The sequence below is a fragment of the Brevundimonas sp. SH203 genome (genome assembly GCF_002157625.1).
GTDB lineage: Bacteria > Pseudomonadota > Alphaproteobacteria > Caulobacterales > Caulobacteraceae > Brevundimonas.
The window spans coordinates 128,770-145,497 of the sequence record NZ_BDMM01000006.1 but is presented as its reverse complement, the minus strand read 5'-3'; the positions used below and the strand labels follow the sequence as shown (position 1 = coordinate 145,497).

Annotated in this window: 18 protein-coding genes and 1 pseudogene; 10 read left to right on the top strand and 9 right to left on the bottom strand. The window is 66.1% G+C overall.

All coding sequences use genetic code 11. From position 1 onward, the window contains the following. Positions 1–3 precede the first annotated feature (3 nt). The 5 genes from SH203_RS13460 to SH203_RS13440 all read right to left on the bottom strand — a co-directional run bounded on the left by SH203_RS13460 (position 4) and on the right by SH203_RS13440 (position 6,065). Entirely contained in the window at positions 4–894 is an 891-nt protein-coding gene (locus SH203_RS13460; RefSeq protein WP_087121506.1) for an arginase family protein, read from the bottom strand. Then, a complete protein-coding gene (locus SH203_RS13455) occupies positions 891–1,988 on the bottom strand; it encodes a peptidogalycan biosysnthesis protein (RefSeq protein WP_087121458.1) in 1,098 nt (365 codons plus the stop codon). The genes SH203_RS13460 and SH203_RS13455 overlap by 4 nt, the downstream gene beginning before the upstream one ends. Positions 1,989–1,999: 11 nt before the next feature. Then, a complete protein-coding gene (locus SH203_RS13450) occupies positions 2,000–3,376 on the bottom strand; it encodes an aspartate aminotransferase family protein (protein WP_087121457.1) in 1,377 nt (458 codons plus the stop codon). Positions 3,377–3,708: 332 nt separating this feature from the next. Beyond that, positions 3,709–5,484 (bottom strand): ABC transporter ATP-binding protein, encoded by a 1,776-nt coding sequence (locus SH203_RS13445; RefSeq protein WP_087121456.1) that lies wholly within the window; start codon positions 5,482–5,484, stop codon positions 3,709–3,711. Positions 5,485–5,606: 122 nt separating this feature from the next. Further along, positions 5,607–6,065, bottom strand: a complete 459-nt coding sequence (locus SH203_RS13440) for an SH3 domain-containing protein (RefSeq protein WP_087121455.1) — start codon at positions 6,063–6,065, stop codon at positions 5,607–5,609. Between the two features lie 582 nt (positions 6,066–6,647). Between SH203_RS13440 and dusA the strand changes: the two genes are divergently transcribed. The 3 genes from dusA (at position 6,648) to SH203_RS13420 (ending at position 9,180) form a co-directional block, all read left to right on the top strand. Further along, a complete protein-coding gene (gene dusA, locus SH203_RS13430; RefSeq protein ID WP_087121454.1) occupies positions 6,648–7,676 on the top strand; it encodes a tRNA dihydrouridine(20/20a) synthase DusA in 1,029 nt (342 codons plus the stop codon). Between the two features lie 69 nt (positions 7,677–7,745). Continuing rightward, positions 7,746–8,426, top strand: coding sequence for a hypothetical protein (locus SH203_RS13425; RefSeq protein WP_200808949.1), 681 nt, complete (start codon positions 7,746–7,748; stop codon positions 8,424–8,426). 247 nt (positions 8,427–8,673) lie between these two features. Further along, positions 8,674–9,180 (top strand): 3D domain-containing protein, encoded by a 507-nt coding sequence (locus SH203_RS13420; RefSeq protein ID WP_234989511.1) that lies wholly within the window; start codon positions 8,674–8,676, stop codon positions 9,178–9,180. 74 nt (positions 9,181–9,254) lie between these two features. On the opposite strand, the gene SH203_RS13415 is transcribed toward SH203_RS13420, so the two are convergent. From SH203_RS13415 to SH203_RS13405, 3 genes are all read right to left on the bottom strand, one after another. Then, a complete protein-coding gene (locus SH203_RS13415) occupies positions 9,255–10,145 on the bottom strand; it encodes a hypothetical protein (protein ID WP_087121452.1) in 891 nt (296 codons plus the stop codon). An 88-nt stretch (positions 10,146–10,233) separates the two neighbouring features. Then, positions 10,234–10,557 (bottom strand): Mpo1-like protein, encoded by a 324-nt coding sequence (locus SH203_RS13410; RefSeq protein WP_087121451.1) that lies wholly within the window; start codon positions 10,555–10,557, stop codon positions 10,234–10,236. Positions 10,558–10,631: 74 nt separating this feature from the next. Further along, on the bottom strand, positions 10,632–12,515 hold the full coding sequence (locus SH203_RS13405; RefSeq protein WP_087121450.1) for a DEAD/DEAH box helicase: 1,884 nt from the start codon (positions 12,513–12,515) through the stop codon (positions 10,632–10,634). 206 nt (positions 12,516–12,721) lie between these two features. Here SH203_RS13405 and SH203_RS13400 point away from each other — a divergent pair, with 206 nt between their 5' ends. The 3 genes and pseudogenes from SH203_RS13400 to SH203_RS15815 all read left to right on the top strand — a co-directional run bounded on the left by SH203_RS13400 (position 12,722) and on the right by SH203_RS15815 (position 13,744). Next, positions 12,722–12,931: a flagellar basal body rod C-terminal domain-containing protein gene (locus SH203_RS13400; RefSeq protein WP_087121449.1), complete on the top strand. Its 210-nt coding sequence runs from the start codon at positions 12,722–12,724 to the stop codon at positions 12,929–12,931. Between the two features lie 45 nt (positions 12,932–12,976). Beyond that, a pseudogene (locus tag SH203_RS15985) lies at positions 12,977–13,306 on the top strand (energy transducer TonB); the annotation flags it as partial. Positions 13,307–13,381: 75 nt separating this feature from the next. Next, complete coding sequence (locus tag SH203_RS15815; protein ID WP_234989510.1) at positions 13,382–13,744, top strand: hypothetical protein; 363 nt, start codon at positions 13,382–13,384, stop codon at positions 13,742–13,744. Here SH203_RS15815 and SH203_RS13390 read toward each other — a convergent pair. Then, complete coding sequence (locus tag SH203_RS13390; protein ID WP_087121447.1) at positions 13,719–14,399, bottom strand: winged helix-turn-helix transcriptional regulator; 681 nt, start codon at positions 14,397–14,399, stop codon at positions 13,719–13,721. The two genes, SH203_RS15815 and SH203_RS13390, sit on opposite strands and share 26 nt — an antisense overlap. A gap of 68 nt (positions 14,400–14,467) precedes the next feature. On the opposite strand from SH203_RS13390, the gene SH203_RS13385 reads away from it, so the two are divergent. The 4 genes from SH203_RS13385 (at position 14,468) to SH203_RS13370 (ending at position 16,694) form a co-directional block, all read left to right on the top strand. Beyond that, a complete protein-coding gene (locus SH203_RS13385) occupies positions 14,468–14,902 on the top strand; it encodes a VOC family protein (RefSeq protein WP_375600730.1) in 435 nt (144 codons plus the stop codon). After that, complete coding sequence (locus SH203_RS13380) at positions 14,902–15,390, top strand: VOC family protein (RefSeq protein ID WP_087121445.1); 489 nt, start codon at positions 14,902–14,904, stop codon at positions 15,388–15,390. Before SH203_RS13385 ends, SH203_RS13380 begins: the two co-directional genes overlap by 1 nt. A 22-nt stretch (positions 15,391–15,412) precedes the next feature. Further along, positions 15,413–15,766, top strand: a complete 354-nt coding sequence (locus tag SH203_RS13375; protein WP_087121444.1) for a DUF1428 domain-containing protein — start codon at positions 15,413–15,415, stop codon at positions 15,764–15,766. A gap of 67 nt (positions 15,767–15,833) precedes the next feature. Then, a complete protein-coding gene (locus SH203_RS13370; protein ID WP_087121443.1) occupies positions 15,834–16,694 on the top strand; it encodes a Ku protein in 861 nt (286 codons plus the stop codon). The last annotated feature ends 34 nt before the right edge of the window (positions 16,695–16,728 follow it).

Here is a 16,728-nt window from a genome sequence, read left to right as displayed (position 1 = left end):
CGCCTAGGCGCGCCAGGCGGCCTGAAGCGCCTGGACCAGTTCCAGATTGAAAGTGTGGTTCTCCCGCTGCCAGCGGGCCACGATCTCGGCGGACGGTTCCTCCGTCTGACCGTCCATCCGGCTCAGCCAGCGCTTCCACCAGGTGCGATAGCGGTGCAGCGACACCTCGCCCGTGATGTCGGCCCCGACCAGACGACCGTTCAGGGCCGCCACGATGTCCAGCCCCTGCCCTGCCGTCATCCGGCCCTGATCCCAGTTGGTGCGGACCACGTCGGGGGCGAAGACGTCCTTGTCGATGCTCAGATAGGTCGGCGCCGGATCATCACCCAGATAGCGGCTGAAGGCCGCCGTCAGCGCGCCCGTGTCGGCAAAGGACCGGAACCGTTCGCCAAGGCCGCGACGATGCGCCCAGCCCACATCGACGCCCGCGCTCCAATAGGTCGCCTTGCCGGCCTTGACCGCACGAAGATCATGCTCCCACGCATGGGCGCCGCCCAGGTCTTCGGACGTCACGCCGACGACATGAACCTCGGACACGCGCGGGTCCATCGCCATGCGGCCGATCCACGATCCGCAATGGACGCCCCACGGAAAGGCCATGCTGTCGGGATGGTTGTCCAGCACAACGACGCGCACCGGCGTCTCGGTCTGCTCCAGACACCGCAAGATCAGGGGCCAGCTGAGATGGTGAAAGTCCCCGCTGCCCATCAGCACGGGCCCATGCGCCTGATAGGGTGGGATCAGCCTCGTCAGGACGGCGCTCGCGCGACGGAACGTCTTCGCCCCGCAGCCGAAGCGCAGGGTCTCGCTCCACGCCCACGGCAACGGCGGACGATATTCGCCCGGCAGAGGCAGGACCGAGCCGTCCATATCCAGCACCAGGGGCGGCCTCATGGCTTGACGCTCCCGGTCGATGCGGTCCCGGCCCTGTCGCTCCACGTCCTGTCGCTCTCGAACGACCCGGCCACGCGACGCCCCAAGGCCCTCAGCAAGGGGTTGCGAATGAAGACCAGATGCCGTGTGAAGGTGAAGCGCGCGCCCAGCAGAGCCTTGACCTCCGGGTCCGTCCACCCGGCGACATAGTGGTTCAGCCCACGTTCCAGCGCATATTCCAGATTCACGAACCAGCTGACGAAATACAGATTCGCCTCGCGCGCCTGCGGATAGGTGAAGCCGATGTATTTATCGATCAGCATACCCTGATGCTCGAAACACAGGTTCCAGCCGATGAAGGCGCCGTCCTGATTGCGATACTCGAACACCACGCCGTTCTGCGCGGCATCGGTCAGGATGTTGAAGAAGAACCTGTATGCCAGCTTGTCGAAATGGATCTCGCTCTGGTCATAGACCTGTTCGTACATCGCATAATATCGGCGGACGGTCGCGTCGTCGAAACAGGCGTCGCCGGTGCGCACCACGCTGACCGTCAGCCCGGCGCGCGCGGCCAGTTTCTTGCGGATATATTTGGCGTCCCGGCGCTTCAGCCGGGCGAGGTAGTCATCGACATCCGTGAAATCGATCGGCACATAGGCCAGCGCCTGCCCAGCCAGCGGGATGAAGTCCCGCGCTTCGCACGCCCGCGCCAATTCATCGGCGAAGGCGTTGTCTTGGTCCGACAACAGGGGCGAGGCCTGCGGCAAATCCTTCAGTATGGTCAGGGCGGCGCCGCGTCCCAGACGCTCACGCAGGGCCACGGCCAGGTCCGCCGCCGCCTGCGCGTCGCCCGCCCCGGTCTCCGGCACGGGCGCATATTCCGTCACCGTGGTCCCGACGAAGGTCGTGCGCAGGCGCAGGAAACGCCGCCATGCGCGGAAACCCGGCCATCGCGACAGCCGCGCGACAAAGTCGGCGTCCGCCGTGGTCAACAGGTCGAACGGCGCCAGAAACGCCGGCGCCGGCGCATCGCCGATGACCGAAAACCCTTCCGGCGGACAGGCCGCCCACCGGTCGATCAGGGTTTTCGGCTCCAGCAGATTGCGCCAGCGCATCGGCGCGGCCCTCACGTCGCCTTGGCGCGGTTCAGCAGTTGTTCCAGCAGCACCATGGCCTCATCGATCTCGGAACGCGAGATCATCAGCGACGGCGCGAAAGTGATGACGTTCTTGTAGTAGCCGCCCACGTCCAGAACCAGGCCGCGCCTTTCGCCCTGATAGTCCAGACCGCCGGCCAGACCGATGTCCACCATCTTGTCCAGCAGTTCGCGGTTCGGCGTGAAGCCGTCCTCGGTGCAGATTTCGGCGCGCAGCGCCAGGCCCAGGCCGTCGACGTCGCCGATCTCCTTGTGACGCGACTGCAGATCGCGCAGCCCTTCCAGGAAGTAGGCGCCTGCTTCGCGCACCTGACGCCCGAAATCGACCTCGTGTGTCATCTTCAGCACTTCCAGACCGACCGCCGTGCCCAGGGGGTTGGAGGCGAAGGTCGAGTGGGTCGAGCCCGGCGGGAAGGTCGTCGGATTGATCAGTTCCTCGCGCGCCCAGATGCCCGACAGCGGATTCAGACCGTTCGTCAGCGCCTTGCCGAAGACCAGGACATCCGGCGTCACGCCGAAGTTCTCGACCGACCACAGCGTACCCGTGCGCCAGAAACCCATCTGGATTTCATCGACCACCATCAGGACGCCGTGCTGGTCCAGCACCGACTTCAGGCCGGTGAAGAAGTTGGCCGGCGGCACGACATAGCCTCCCGTGCCCTGGATCGGCTCGACATAGAAGGCCGCATATTCGCACTGGTTCGTCTTGGGGTCCCACACGGCGTGATACTCGTTCTCGAACTTGCGGGCGAAGTCACGCACGATGGCGTCGGCGTACTCCTCGGCCGTCATGCCGCGCGGGCGGCGGAACGGATAGGGGAAGGGAATGAACTGGGCGCGGTCGCTGAAGTGGCCGAAGCGGCGGCGATAGCGATAGCTGGACGTGATGCTGGACGCGCCGAGCGTGCGGCCGTGATAGCCGCCCTCGAAGGCGAACATCAGCGTCTTGCCGTTGCTGGCGTTCCGCACGACCTTCAGCGAGTCGTCGATGGCCTGGGCCCCGCCGACGTTGAAATGGACCCGGCCCGGCAGGCCCCATTTCTTCTGCGCGTCCTCGGCGATGAACTTGGCCAGTTCGATCTTGGTGGGGTGCAGATACTGGCTGGCGACCTGCGGCAGCTCGTGAATCTGCCGGATCAGGGTGTCGTCGAGACGCTTGTTCTTATAGCCGAAATTGACGGCCGAATACCACATCTGGAGGTCCAGGAAGGCGGTGCCGTCATTGTCGAACATATAGCTGCCGTCGCAGCCGGTGAATATCTTGGGCGGGTCGACATAGTGAACCGTGTCGCCGAAGGAGCAGTAGCGCGCTTCCTGCTCCAGAAGTTCCTGCACATTGATGCTCAAGGCACATCTCCATTGAAGTCGCCGCTTCCTTCCGATGGATCGGTGCAACCTCCGTCGACGGCAGGTGTAGGATTTGTGGACGCAGCAAGGCCCTATTGGGACCAAAGCCCGATGACGCGGATGCCGCCTGCTGGCGCGCTCAATTGGAGCGATCGGGCGCTCGCCCATGTGGTCGCCGACGATGCCGAGAGCGGTTTCCGCGACGCCCTGATCGGGCAGTCGATCCGCCCCGCGCCCGGCGTAGGGACGGCGATTCATGAAACGAAGTTGGATTTCCTTAGGCCGATCCGGCCGCGAAACGCGATCTTGGTCGAACGCTCGTCCCCCGGCCGTCAGCCGATCGTGGCCAGCCGACGATAGCGGCCATTCGCGGCCATGAGCGCGTCGTGGTCGCCCATTTCGACGATCCGTCCGCCTTCGAGCACGACGATCTGGTCGGCGTGGCGCACCGTCGACAGGCGATGGGCGATCGAGATCACGGTGCGATTGTGATTGGCGGCCAGGGCTGCGGACAGCGCGCTTTCGGTCTGGGGATCGAGCGCGCTTGTGGCTTCGTCCAGCAGCAGCACGCGCGGATTGCGCAGGATGGTGCGCGCCAGCGACAGCCGCTGCCGTTCCCCGCCGGAAAACTGGTATCCGCGCTCGCCCACTTCGGTTTGCAGCCCCTTGGGCAGGCCGGCCACCTTTTCAGACAATTGCGCCAGGGCCAGCGCCTGTTCGATTTCGTCCGAAGACGCCTCGGGTTTGGCGAAGCGCAGGTTTTCTTCGATGCTGGCGTTGAGAAGGAACGGGTCCTGCGTCACCACGCCGAGGATATGAGAGAGGGTTTCGAAGCTGAAATCCTTCAGATCGACGCCATCCAGCGTCACACGCCCCCTGTCCGGATCATAGAGGCGCGCGACGAGATAGCCGAGCGTACTCTTGCCCGATCCCGTGCTGCCGACGATGGCGGTGTGCGTGCCGGCCTTGATGCGCAGGTTGATGTGATCCAGCGTCAGGCGATCCGATGCGGGATAGGCGAAGCTGACGTCCTCGAAGACGATCTCGCCGCGCACGGCGTCCAGGTCGATGCTGACGGGCTGGGCAGGTTCGATCAATGTCGGCTTGGTGTCCAGATAGCCGAACACGCGGGTCAGCAGGGCGCGCGCCTTGCGCAGCTCCACCCGAGACTCGAACAGCTGCAGCGTGGGCCAGAGCAACTGTTCCTGAAGCGCGATCAGGGCCACCAGTGTGCCGATCGACACGCCCAGACCATGGGCCAGCATCAACCCGCCGACGAGGAAGGTCAGCGCCGGAAGGATGTCGAGCGCGAACATGATGATGGCGATTTCCCACTGACCGGCCGTGTGGGATTTCAGTTCGAGCTGCGCGACATCGGACGAGGTCTGACGGAAGATTTGCAGCAGATAGCGCGCGCGCCCCATGGTGCGGGCCAGGATGAAACCGCCGGCCGACAGGGACTCGGTGACGGTGGCCGACATGTCGGCGATCCGCTCCTGCTGCTGGAAGGTGATGCGTTCGCGCAACCCCGCCACCCGGTTGTTCAGCCACAGCAGGACCGGCATGAAGGCCAGCGACGCCAGCGCCAGACGCCAGTCCAGCAGGAACATGGCCACGACCGTCGTCAGGACCACGGTGACATTGCGGGCCACCTCGGCCGCCGTGTTGGTGAACAGCGACTGCAGACCGGCGATGTCGCTCGACATGCGCGACTGGACTTCGCCCGTGCGCGCCGTGGCGAAGAACGAAAGCGACAGCGAATGCAGGTGCTCGTAAAGCGTCACCCGCAGTTCATGCATGATGCGCTGGCCGATATGGGTCGAGACATAGGCCTGCAAGACCCCGGCGATGGCGGACAGTACGGCGACGCCCGCGAGCCCGGCGCATAGCCAGATCAGCAGTCCGCTGTCCCTGGCCGGCAGGGCGTCGTCGATGATGCCCCGCATCATGAAGGGCGTCATCGCCCCCGCCGCGCCGGCGACGACGATCAGGCCGAGGACGATCAGCAAGGCCTTGCGATGTGGCCCGAACAAAGCCAGCACACGCCGCCAGGGCGTGTGCTTCAGCGCCGAAGCCTCATAGTCGGCGAAGTCGTCGATGTCATGCATGGTCGGATGTCGCAGTTTCGAGTTCGCAGGCGGAAACGGGAGACGGGAACCGCAACACCCGTCCGACCGCCATGCCCTGCTCCGGCAGCAGTCGCAGTCCGCCCCCGGATCGGATCGGGCGCCTAGTCATCCCATGCGTCATGCCACCCCGGCGGAGGGCCATCGTCTTCCCACTGATAGTGGTCCCAGTCGTCATAGTCGCCGTAGAAATCGTAATCGCGATAGTGATCGCGCCAATAGCTTTCGATCTGGAAGGTGATCAGCGGAATCTGCATCGCCCCGGCGCGTGAGGGCAGATAGACGCCGCGTTCCTCGTCGACGATCTGAATCTGGCCCCCCGGCGCCCATCCGCGAACGCCGGATGCGCTGACATCGCACCACCTGTAATGCGATACGCAGCCGTGAACGGTCATGACCGTTCCAGCGCCCAGCACGCCGACGGGGGGAAACCGGACGCTCGGTCCAGACCGGATGTTGAGATTGCCGACGGAATAGCCGTCGATCGAGGCGGCGCGGGCGGGTTGTGCGAACCCCGTCAGCAAACACAAACCCGCCACCAGGGCGATAGGACCGAAACGCATGGGCAGGCTCCCCGCCGGCATGAAACGCCGGCGTCTTCGCCGCGAGATGTCTCACCCTGCTGTTGAGCCTTGGCCGAGACTTTATGGACGTTCCATGAAGCGCTCCGACACCTGACGGCCAAAGCCGCCCCCCCCCAAGCCTGATGGAGCGTGACCTGGTTCCGGAGTTGCGCTTACCGCCTCATCAGCCACATCAGCTGGACATTTCGCTGCGCCTGCGGCTTTCGAACGCCGAGGCGCCCTTCCGACGGATTTCGTATCGTCGATGTGCAAATCGACCAGCTCGCCAAACGTCCGCAGAGGAGCAGCGCGCTCGCGCGTCGGCACATCTCCACGATCAATCCGGCCTTCGGTTTCGGCAGCCCAGCGACGCGCGTCATCGCGTTTGAGGAAGGTCTCGCCTATATAGCGCCCCTTCCTTCTGACCTGGACCCCCATGTCCCGGACGGGAGCTTCGAATAGGCGCGCCATTCGTATGCGCTCTATGTGCGTTGAGATGTCGAAAAGCCGGAATACATGTCGCAACACGGCGTAAAATCGAGTGAACACGCCGCCTTCCAAACCCCTGATGTCACCAAACACATGCCTTTAAATCGCGCACGCAAACTGTCCATCGCCCCGATGATGGACTGGACCGATCGGCACTGCCGGGCGTTTCATCGGGCGCTGACGGGGCGGGCGTTGCTTTATACGGAGATGGTGACGGCGCCGGCGGTGGTGAATGGGGATCGCGAGCGGTTGCTGGGGTTCGACGGGGTGGAGCATCCCGTGGCGCTGCAGATCGGCGGGTCCGATCCGGCGCAGCTGGCCGAGGCGGCGCGGATCGGCGAGGCGTTCGGCTATGACGAGATCAATCTGAACGTCGGCTGCCCGTCCGATCGGGTTCAGTCGGGCCGGTTCGGGGCGTGTCTGATGCGCGAGCCAGCCCTGGTCGCGGACTGCATGGCCGCGATACGCGAGGCCGTGACCGTGCCGGCCACCGTCAAATGCCGCATCGGGGTGGACGACCAGGACCCGGAGGTCAGCCTGTTCGCCACGGTGGACGCCTGCGCCGCCGTCGGAATCGAGGTCTTCATCGTCCATGCGCGCAAGGCTTGGCTGAAGGGTCTGTCGCCCAAGGAGAACCGCGACGTGCCGCCGCTGGACTATGGGCTGGTGCGCCGGCTGAAGCGCGAGCGGCCGCATCTGAACATCTCGATCAACGGCGGGATCGCCTCGCTGGACGCGGCCGAGGCGCTGCTGGCCGAGGAGGACGGCGTGCGGCTGGACGGCGTCATGCTGGGCCGCGCGGCCTATCACGAGCCGGCCATCCTGGGTCAGGCGGATCGGCGGCTGTATGGAGAGGCCGTCGCCGATGTCGACGCCTTCGCGGCGGTAGAGCGTTACCGACCCTATATGGCCGCGCGCCTGGCCGAGGGCGTCGCCCTGTCGGCGATGACGCGCCATATGCTGGGGCTGATGCATGGGCGGCCGGGCGCGCGGGCCTTCCGGCGCATCCTGACGGTCGAGGCGATCCGGCCGGGCGCGGGGCTGGAGGTTCTGGACCGCGCCGTCGAGGCGGTGCGCGAGGCCGAGGCGCGGCGCGATCAACCCGAAGGCCAGGCGGCGTAACCCAATCTTCAAACGCGGTCGTCAGGGTGGGCGGATCATCCCCTGCCCCTTGTGTCCCGGAACCGCGTCATGTCCCTTCGTCTTCGCCTGGCCCCGCTGGCCCTCGCCGCCTGCCTGATCCCGTGCGCGGTGCAGGCCCAAGCTCATGATGGAGGCCGGTTCGCCGTCGGCGCCCAGATCGGAACGCCGGGCGCGGGGCTTCAGGCGCAATGGGCGCTCAGCCCCAAACTGGTGCTGCGCGGCGGTTACGACGTGCTGAACTGGGATCGCGACCAGAGCTACAAGGGCATCGATTACGACGCCAAAATCGACTTCAAGTCGCCGGGCGCCTTCGTCGATCTGCATCCGTTCGAGAACGGGTTTCTGGTGTCGGGCGGGGCCTATTTCGGCGCGCGCCGGATCGATCTGGACGCCACGCCGACCAGCAATGTGAACGTCGGCGGCGCCGTCTTCACTCCCGCCCAGGTCGGAACCCTGACCGGACGGATCGACTTGGCCAAGACCGCGCCCTTCGTCGGCGTCGGCTATGACAACACCTTCGCCCTGAACGGGCGGTTGGGGTTCCGGGTGCTGGCGGGCGCCGCGTTCGGGGATAAGCCCAAGGTCGATCTGGATGCGCGGGGCGGAACCCTGTCGAACGATCCGGTCCTGCGCGCGCGTCTGGACGACGAGGAGCGCGAAATTCAGGACGAGGCCGACAAATACAAGGTCCTGCCGGTCGTCCAGGCCGGCCTTAATTTCCGATTCTAAGCGTCCCGGCGCGGGTTGGGACGGCGCGACAGGCCGTCTCAACTTGTCGAGAATATCTATTTATTTCCAATAGTTAACTAAGAAACAAATCGTAACGCGACGCGCATAGCGCCGGTTTGCCGCTTTCTCGCCACAAGTTAACGCGACAAGACGCGCGCCGGCGGCGTTGGGAGCCGGTGTCTCCTGAGCCAAGCCTATGATCGGCGCGTCCGCTGCTCTCGCCATGTTTTGGGCCGCCCTGTCGTCGATGACGAGCGGGCCCGTCCCCTACAATGTCGCAGTCGCGGCGGATCAGGTCAGGGCCGAAACCCCTGCCGAAACGATCGGTTCCGAAGCCCCAGAGACGGCGTTGAACGCCGAACAGACCGAATTGATGGCCAGCGATCCCGACTGGCGCGCCTCGGCCCGGCTCTATCACGCCGGCGGCGGCGGGGCGACGGGCAACGATTCCCTGGGCTGTCGTCCGATCGCCATGCGCACCGTCGCGGTCGATCCCCGCGTCATTCCCCGCCGCACCAAGCTGTTCATCCGCGAGACGGTGGGCATGCGTCTGGCCGACGGCACGATCCACGACGGCTACTGGTACGCCTCCGACACAGGCGGCGCGATCAAGGGCCAGAAGATCGACCTGTTCACCGGCAACGGCCGCGGGTCGATGACCCAGGCGCAGCGGCTGAACATGCGCACCCTGACCATCGTGGACGCCGGCGATTTCGACGGCTGCCCCCCGGCCTGGACCAACGCCTCCAACTGAAGCCCGGCCGAATGAAAAACGCCGGCTGACCGTTCGGTCAGCCGGCGTTTTCGCGTCTGGGCGCCTGGCTGGCGTCAGTCCAGCTCGGACACTTCCAGCGTGGATTGGACCATGCTGTCGTTATAGGTGCCGACCCAGATGTCGTAGCGGCCGGCCTGGGGGTTGGTGATCGTGACCTTGGGGTCCAACTGCCCGGCGCTGTCGTCATCGCAATAGAAGCGGCCGTTCGGCGTATTGACCAACAGGGTCGTATCCTCGGAAGCCCGCACGCGGAAGGTCAGGTCGCCCTCGCCCGGTTCGAAGAAGATCTGGATGTCCGGCGCGGCGCTGACCGAACCCTGGCAACCGGCCTTGGCGCCCGAGGCGGGCACCGAACCGCCGGCCATGATCGACTTGGTCCACGGATCGGGCGTGAAGCCGCCCTTCAGATTGGCGGTGCCGTAGTTGGGCGTCAAATTGATGTCCGGCGTGGCGCCCGAGACGCTGTCCGATCCGCCCAGTTCGCTGATGTTCAGCGTCGACTGGACCATGTTGTCGTTATAGGTGCCCAGCCAGATGTCGTAACGGCCGCTTTCGGGCTCGTTGATCGTCACCAGGGGGTTCAGTTCGCCGCCGCTGTCGTCGTCGCAGTACCAGCGGCCGCTGGGCGTGTTGATCAGCAGGGTGGTGTCCTCGGACGCCACGGCCTTGATCGTCAGGTTCAGATCGCCGGCGGTGTAGTTCAGCTGCAGATCGGGCGCGGCGCTGACCTTGCCCTCGCAATCGGACTTGGCGGCCGAGGCGGGGATGGAGCCGCCCGCCAGGATCGACTTGGTCCACGGGTCGGGCGTGAAGCCGCTCTCCAGCCGCACAGAGCCGTAGTTGGGCTCAAGCGTGAAGTCGGGCTTGGCGCCGCTTTTCTGGGCCAGGCTGACGCCGGGGGCCAGCAGGACCGCAGCGGCGGCGACGAAGGCGATGGATTTCATTGAGGCTCCCTCCAGCAACGGCAGACCGCCGTGAACGACACCCTAATGGCTTTCAGGTAACGCTGCAGCTTCAAATCGAAGCCGGGCGTCAGAACCTGCGGCGGCCAGAGATCGTCTCGAAGAACAGGCGGAAATCGCCCATCAGGCTCCAGAGCGGATATTTGAACGTCGCCGGACGGTTCTTCTCGAAGACGAAATGACCCACCCAGGCGAAGCCGTAGCCGACCAGCGGCATGGCCAGCAGCCACCACGGGTTCCGCGTCGCGACGAAGGCGACGAAGGCGGCGATCACCAGTCCGGTGCCGACGACATGGATGCGCCGGCACGTCCTGTTGGAATGCTCGTGGATGTAATGGGGATAGAAGGCCTCGAACGAGGCGTATCGTCCCTCGGGCGCGGACGGCGTGTTCATGGACGCAGCGTGCGCCCGGATTTCGCGGGTGGCAAGAGCGCTGATCCTCCCCCGTTTCACGAGGGAGGATGAGATCAGCCCTTCGGCTTGCCCTTGAAGCCGTCCTTCTTGAAGCCGGGCTTGGCCTTGAACGGCTTCTTGGCGAAGGGCTTGTCGCCGGCGGGCTTGCCCGCGTCGGCCTTGGGCGCCCAGGGCTTCTTCTTGAACGGCGGGCGGGCGTCGCCCTCGCCGCCGTCGGCGCGCTTGTAGGGGGTCTTCTTGAACGGGCGGTCGCCGTCCTCGCGCGGCTTGCCGGCGAAACGACTGGCCTTCATCGAGCCCGGCGTAGGGGCTTCGGACGGGGTGATGCGGACCTCGTCCTTGGAGGCGGCGATGGCTTCGCGGAAGGCCTTTTCGTGGGTCTTGGCGATCTCGAACCGGGTCTCCTCGGGAAAGGTGCGGATCGCGCCGATCTGGGGCTTGGAGACGCCGCCGATGCGGCAAATCAGCGGGATCAGCCATTTGGGGTCGGCGTTCCTGGTGCGACCCACGTCCAGGCGGAACCAGACCACCTCGTCGGCGCCCAGGCGTTCGCCCGGCCAGGGCGTCGCCGCCACGCCGTCGTCGCCCCGCGTCGTGCGCTCGCGCTTGGCCGGGCCGCGATCGGCGCCGGGATCGGACAGTTCTTCCGGCGCGGGCTGTTCCTTCTTCAGCAGGCGCACCAGGGCGGCGGCGATCTCTTCGGGCGTGCGCTCGGCGATCATCCGCTTGGCGACGATCATGTCCTCGTCGGACACCTCGGCCTCGAAGAATTCCGGCGACAGCAGACGGCCTTCGTCGGCCTTGCGGATCTCGTCGAAGGTCGGGGCGCCGGACCAGATGGCCTCGACGCCCGCATCGCCCATCAGCCGCTCGGCCTTGCGACGGCGCGAGTGCGGCACCAGCATGACCGACACGCCCTTCTTGCCCGCGCGGCCCGTGCGGCCCGAACGGTGCAGCAGGCCGGCGCGGTTCATCGGCAGTTCGGCGTGGATGACCAGACCCAGGTCCGGCAGGTCCAGCCCGCGCGCGGCGACGTCGGTGGCCACGCAGACGCGGGCGCGGCCGTCACGCAGCGACTGCAACGCATCGGTCCGCTCGCGCTGGCCCATTTCGCCCGACAGGCTGACGGTCGAGAAGCCCCGCTCCAGCAACGACGACTGCAGGTGACGCACGCTGTCGCGCGTCGAGCAGAAGACCATGGCGCGCGGCGCCTCGAACCAGCGCAGGGTGTTGACCACCGCATGTTCGATCTCGTTGGGGGCGATGCGATAGGCGCGGTATTCGATGTCGGCGTGCTGGCGCGTCTTGTCCGTCGCGTCGATGCGGACGGCGTCCTTCTGGTAGCGTTTGGCCAGGGTGGCGATGTCGCGCGCGATGGTCGCCGAGAACAGCAGGGTGCGGCGTTCGGCCGGGGCCTGGTCCAGAATGAACTCCAGATCCTCGCGGAAGCCCATGTCCAGCATCTCGTCCGCCTCGTCCAGGACGGCGACCTTCAGCTCGGACAGGTCCAGATTGCCCCGGTCGATGTGGTCCTTCAGGCGGCCCGGCGTGCCGACGACGATGTGGACGCCGAAGCCCAGGGCGCGCGCTTCACGGCGCGCATCCATGCCGCCGACGCAGGTGGCGATCTTGGCGCCCGAGTCGGCGTACAGCCATTGCAGTTCGGCCGCGACCTGCATGGCCAGTTCGCGCGTCGGGGCGATGGCCAGGCACAGGGGCGCGCCGCCGGGGCCGAAGATCGGCTTGTCGCCGAGCAGGGTCGGGGCGGCGGCCAGGCCGAAGGCCACCGTCTTGCCCGATCCGGTCTGGGCCGAGACCAGCAGGTCGCGGTCCGCGTGTTCGCTTTCCAGCACGGCGGCCTGAACCGGAGTGGGTTCGGCATAGCCCTTGTTGATCAGGGCGCGGTCGAGCGCGGGGTGGACGGCGGGAAAGGGCATGGGAAACCTGGGCAAACGGACAAGGGCGGACGCCGAAACGACCGCGCCCGGCCGAGGTCAGACCTCAGGCCGGGCGAATGGTGACGCTCTATACACGGATAAAGGCTGAAGCGGGGCGGAAAACGCCGTTCACCCTGTTCCTTCAGGCGATGTTGACCCGAAAGACGCACTTTGGCGAACGACCGAACCTTGCCCGGAGCCCGCCCATGCAGGCCCTTTCCATCGCCGCCGCCGGAATGGCCGACGCCCGGCTGCGTTTCGACGCCAGCGCGCGCCGCACTGCCCAGGCGCCGCTGGACAATCCCGCCGAAGACGTCGTCGATCGGATCGAGGCCAGGACCGCCTTCAAGGCCAACGCCGCCGTCCTGCGCACCGCCGACGACATGACCGGAACCCTGCTGGACATCCTGGCCTGAAGCCTTAAGCGTCAAACACGCCAAGGGAAGCAGTCGGAGGTCTTCATGCGTGTGGTGTGGGCGGTTGCAGCGTGCCTGGCCTCGATCACCTTCGCCTCGCCCAGCTTGGCGCAGCGCATCCCCCCATCATGGAAGGTCTCGCCTGCGGCGTCTGGGGACGACTTTCCAAGTCTGGCGGTTCTTCTGGGCATAGATGGCCTTGTAATTCTCGAATGCACCGCGAGCGTGAGCGGTCATCCCGAGAACTGCAGAGTAAGGTCTGAATCACCGGAAGGACTGGGTTTCGGAGACCGCGCTTTGGAGATCGTGCGCCGCGGAACTCTGAACCCTGCGACCAGGAATGGTCGGGCCCAGCCAAGTCGTTTTCGCGTCGCCATTCCTTTTGAGACCGAGCGCCCGCGCCGTTCGCAGACGACGCCGTGGCGGGGGCCGACGCCGACACCGGCCGCTATGGCCGCCGCCGACAGCCTGGCTCAGCAGTTATTGGCCCAGATGCCGGACCCCTTCATGCCCGAGATCGAAGCGCCCGAGGATCGGCGGGCGCTGATCGAGTCGTGGTTCCGACAAGAATCCCCATCGGCGACAGAGACACGGCGAATTTTCGCGACGCTTTTGGCGCGCAACATAGCAGAGGCCGATCTGCAGGCGATGTCTCAAGGCCGCCCGCCCGTTTCCAAGACGCCGCCTGACCCCGAGCAGATGATGAAGTCGTCGCTCGACCTCTTCGACCCTGAGGCGGTCGCCATCAAGGTCCGCGCCCGTTATTGCGCGCGCTTGGGCTGCGAAATCACCCGGCCTTCTCCGGCAGGTTGAAGAAGCCGACGAACCGGTCGAACACGGCCCGGTCGCCCGCAATCGTCATCAGTCCGTCGGCCTCGAAGGCGACAGGCGGAACCTTGCCATAGACGCAGGCCGCGACCAGCGGCGGCTGGGTCGTCAGAACGACTTCAGCGTCCTCCGTCATCCCGCGCGCCGTCGTGATCTCCCCGTCCGCGATCCGCACCACGAACGGCTCGTCACCGAAGACGAAGCCCAGGGTCATGACCGCATCGCCCGCCAGGGCCGGATCGAACATCGTCTCGAACGACTGCATGATCGACACCGCGCTGATCGGCAGGGTCGGGTCGTGCAGCGGCGAGCGCGCGGCCCAGCGACCCAGCACCATGAAGACCGGCTTGATCTCATAGCCCCAGTCCGTCAGCTCATAGACCTGAACCGACGCGGGCGGCGGCAGCTTCCGCCGCCGCAGGACGCCCGACGTCTCCAGCCCCTCCAGCCGCTGGGTCAGCACATTGGCCGACAGACCGTGCAGGTCCTTCTTCAGGTCGCCGAACCGGCGCGGCCCCATCATCAGTTCGCGGATGACCAGCAGCGCCCATCGCTCGCCGATCAGATCAAGGCCGTGCGCCGCCCCGCAGGCGTCATGATACCGGCGCCCGGCCTTAGCAGTTATCTTTTCTAACTCCATGGTTGACTATCGTAATCATCGGGGTCAGGTTTCGCAAACAACAAGGACAAGGAAACGCCGTGCCCCAGATGATCTTCATCAATCTGCCCGTCGCGGACCTGCCCCGGTCCATCGTCTTCTACGAGGCCGTCGGGGCCACCCGGAACCCCATGTTCAGCGACGACACCGCCGCCTGCATGGTCGTGTCGGACGTCATCCACGTCATGCTGCTGACCCACGACAAATGGCGCAGCTTCACCGACCGCCAGATCCCCGACGCCCACGCCTCGGCCCAGGTTCTGCTGTGCCTGTCGCAGGACAGCCGCGCGGCGGTCGACGCCGTGGTCGCCCAGGCCGGGGGCGCGGGCGGCGAGGTCGATCCCAACCCGACCCAGGACTATGGCTTCATGTACGGCCGGAGCTATGCGGACCCGGACGGCCATATCTGGGAAGTCATGTGGATGGACCCCGCCGCCGTCGCCGCCGGCCCCGAAGCCTTCGCCGCCGACGCGAGCGTCTCGTGATGGCCGACAAGATCGTTCCCTGCCTGTGGTTCGACGGCGAGGCCGAGGCGGCGACCGCCTTCTATGTCGGCCTGCTGCCCGACAGCCGCGTCACCGCCGTCAACCGCTCGCCGGTCGACACGCCCTCCGGCCCCGCCGGCTCGGTCCTGACGGTCCAGTTCGTCCTGGCGGGCCGCGAGTATGTGGCCCTGAACGGCGGATCGGCCTTCCACTTCACAGAGGCCGTCTCCTTCATGGTGATGACCGAGGACCAGGCCGAGACGGACCGGCTGTGGGACGCCCTGATCGCCGACGGCGGGCGCGAAAACGCCTGCGGCTGGCTGAAGGACCGCTGGGGCTTGTCGTGGCAGATCACGCCCCGCCGCCTGCTGGACCTGACCACCGACACCGACGCCGATCCCGCCCGCGCGGCGGCCGCCATGACGGCGATGATGACCATGACCAAGATCGACATCGCGGCCCTGGACCGCGCCGTCGCCGACCTTTGACCCTGCCCCAAGGAGACGACCGATGACCTATGTGACCGGCTTCCTGACCCCCGTGAGATCCGAAGACAAGGCGCGCTACGTCAAGTCCGCCCAGGCGTCCTGGCCCCTGTTCCAGAAATACGGCGCCCTGTCCCAGACCGAGACCTGGGGCGAGGACGTGCCCGACGGCAAGCTGACCAGCTTTCCCATGGCCGTGAAGCTGGAACCGGGCGAAGTCGTGGTCTTCTCTTGGGTGACATGGCCCGACCGCGCGACCGCCGACGCCTGTTTCGCCGGGATGCAGGACGATCCCGGCTTTGCCGACATGGACATGCCCTTCGACGGCAAGCGGATGATGTGGGGCGGTTTCAGCGTCGCCTTCGAGGGCAAGGCCTGACGATCGGGCGGCCCTGTCCGAACGCAAATCGCCCTGGCGCATTGTCAGGGATCGAGGAGACGACGACATGGCCGCCCGCCCCACCTGGCAAGGACATCTGAAGCTGTCGCTGGTCACATGCCCGGTGGCCCTCTACACGGCGACGACCAGCACGAACGACGTGCGGTTTCACCTGATCAATCCCGACACCAACAACCGCATCCGCATGGTCCCGACCGACCCGGACGCCGGCCCGGTCGAGCGCAGCGACCTGGTGCGCGGCTATGAGGTGTCAAAGGACGAATACGTCCTGTTCGACGACGCCGACTTCGACAAGGTGAAGCTGGAAAGCACCAAGACCATCTCGATCGACAAGTTCGTGGACGAGGCGGACATCGACCGGCTGTACTGGGACGATCCCTTCTTCGTCGTCCCCGAAAAGGGCGCGGGCGTCGAGGCCTTCGCCGTCATCCGCGACGCCATGAAGAAACAGGGCAAGGTGGCGCTGGGCCGGCTGGTCCTGCGCGGCAAGGAGCGCCAGCTGGCGCTGGAGGTCCGGGGCAAGGGACTGATCGCCTACACCCTGCGCGCCCATGACGAGGTGCGCGCCTCCGACGACTATTTCGACGACATTCCGACCGTAAAGGCCGATCCCGACATGGTCGAGATCGCCGCGCGAATCATCGGCCAGAAGGAGGCGGACTTCGACCCGACCGACTTCAAGGACGGCTACGACGACGCCCTGCGCGCCATGATCAAGGCCAAGTCCAGGGGCGGCAAGGGCGTGATCGACGTCGCTGAACCCGACGACACCAACGTCATCGACCTGATGGCGGCGCTCCGAAACAGCCTGAAGGGCTCGGCGACGGGGGCGAAGAAGCCGGCCAGGAAGGCGGCGCCCAAGAAGACCTCGGCCAAAAAGGCGACGGCCAAGAAGAAGGTGGCCTGACGTATTTACACCCGCTCATCCCGGCGAAAGCCGG

Coding starts and splice junctions, on each gene's coding strand:
- SH203_RS13460 (WP_087121506.1), bottom strand. CDS start 894: ATGAGGCCGCCCCTGGTGCTGGATATGGACGGCTCGGTCCTGCCTCTG.
- SH203_RS13455 (WP_087121458.1), bottom strand. CDS start 1,988: ATGCGCTGGCGCAATCTGCTGGAGCCGAAAACCCTGATCGACCGGTGG.
- SH203_RS13445 (WP_087121456.1), bottom strand. CDS start 5,484: ATGCATGACATCGACGACTTCGCCGACTATGAGGCTTCGGCGCTGAAG.
- SH203_RS13440 (WP_087121455.1), bottom strand. CDS start 6,065: ATGCGTTTCGGTCCTATCGCCCTGGTGGCGGGTTTGTGTTTGCTGACG.
- dusA (WP_087121454.1), top strand. CDS start 6,648: ATGCCTTTAAATCGCGCACGCAAACTGTCCATCGCCCCGATGATGGAC.
- SH203_RS13425 (WP_200808949.1), top strand. CDS start 7,746: ATGTCCCTTCGTCTTCGCCTGGCCCCGCTGGCCCTCGCCGCCTGCCTG.
- SH203_RS13420 (WP_234989511.1), top strand. CDS start 8,674: ATGACGAGCGGGCCCGTCCCCTACAATGTCGCAGTCGCGGCGGATCAG.
- SH203_RS13415 (WP_087121452.1), bottom strand. CDS start 10,145: ATGAAATCCATCGCCTTCGTCGCCGCCGCTGCGGTCCTGCTGGCCCCC.
- SH203_RS13410 (WP_087121451.1), bottom strand. CDS start 10,557: ATGAACACGCCGTCCGCGCCCGAGGGACGATACGCCTCGTTCGAGGCC.
- SH203_RS13405 (WP_087121450.1), bottom strand. CDS start 12,515: ATGCCCTTTCCCGCCGTCCACCCCGCGCTCGACCGCGCCCTGATCAAC.
- SH203_RS13400 (WP_087121449.1), top strand. CDS start 12,722: ATGCAGGCCCTTTCCATCGCCGCCGCCGGAATGGCCGACGCCCGGCTG.
- SH203_RS15815 (WP_234989510.1), top strand. CDS start 13,382: ATGGCCGCCGCCGACAGCCTGGCTCAGCAGTTATTGGCCCAGATGCCG.
- SH203_RS13390 (WP_087121447.1), bottom strand. CDS start 14,399: ATGGAGTTAGAAAAGATAACTGCTAAGGCCGGGCGCCGGTATCATGAC.
- SH203_RS13385 (WP_375600730.1), top strand. CDS start 14,468: ATGATCTTCATCAATCTGCCCGTCGCGGACCTGCCCCGGTCCATCGTC.
- SH203_RS13380 (WP_087121445.1), top strand. CDS start 14,902: ATGGCCGACAAGATCGTTCCCTGCCTGTGGTTCGACGGCGAGGCCGAG.
- SH203_RS13375 (WP_087121444.1), top strand. CDS start 15,413: ATGACCTATGTGACCGGCTTCCTGACCCCCGTGAGATCCGAAGACAAG.
- SH203_RS13370 (WP_087121443.1), top strand. CDS start 15,834: ATGGCCGCCCGCCCCACCTGGCAAGGACATCTGAAGCTGTCGCTGGTC.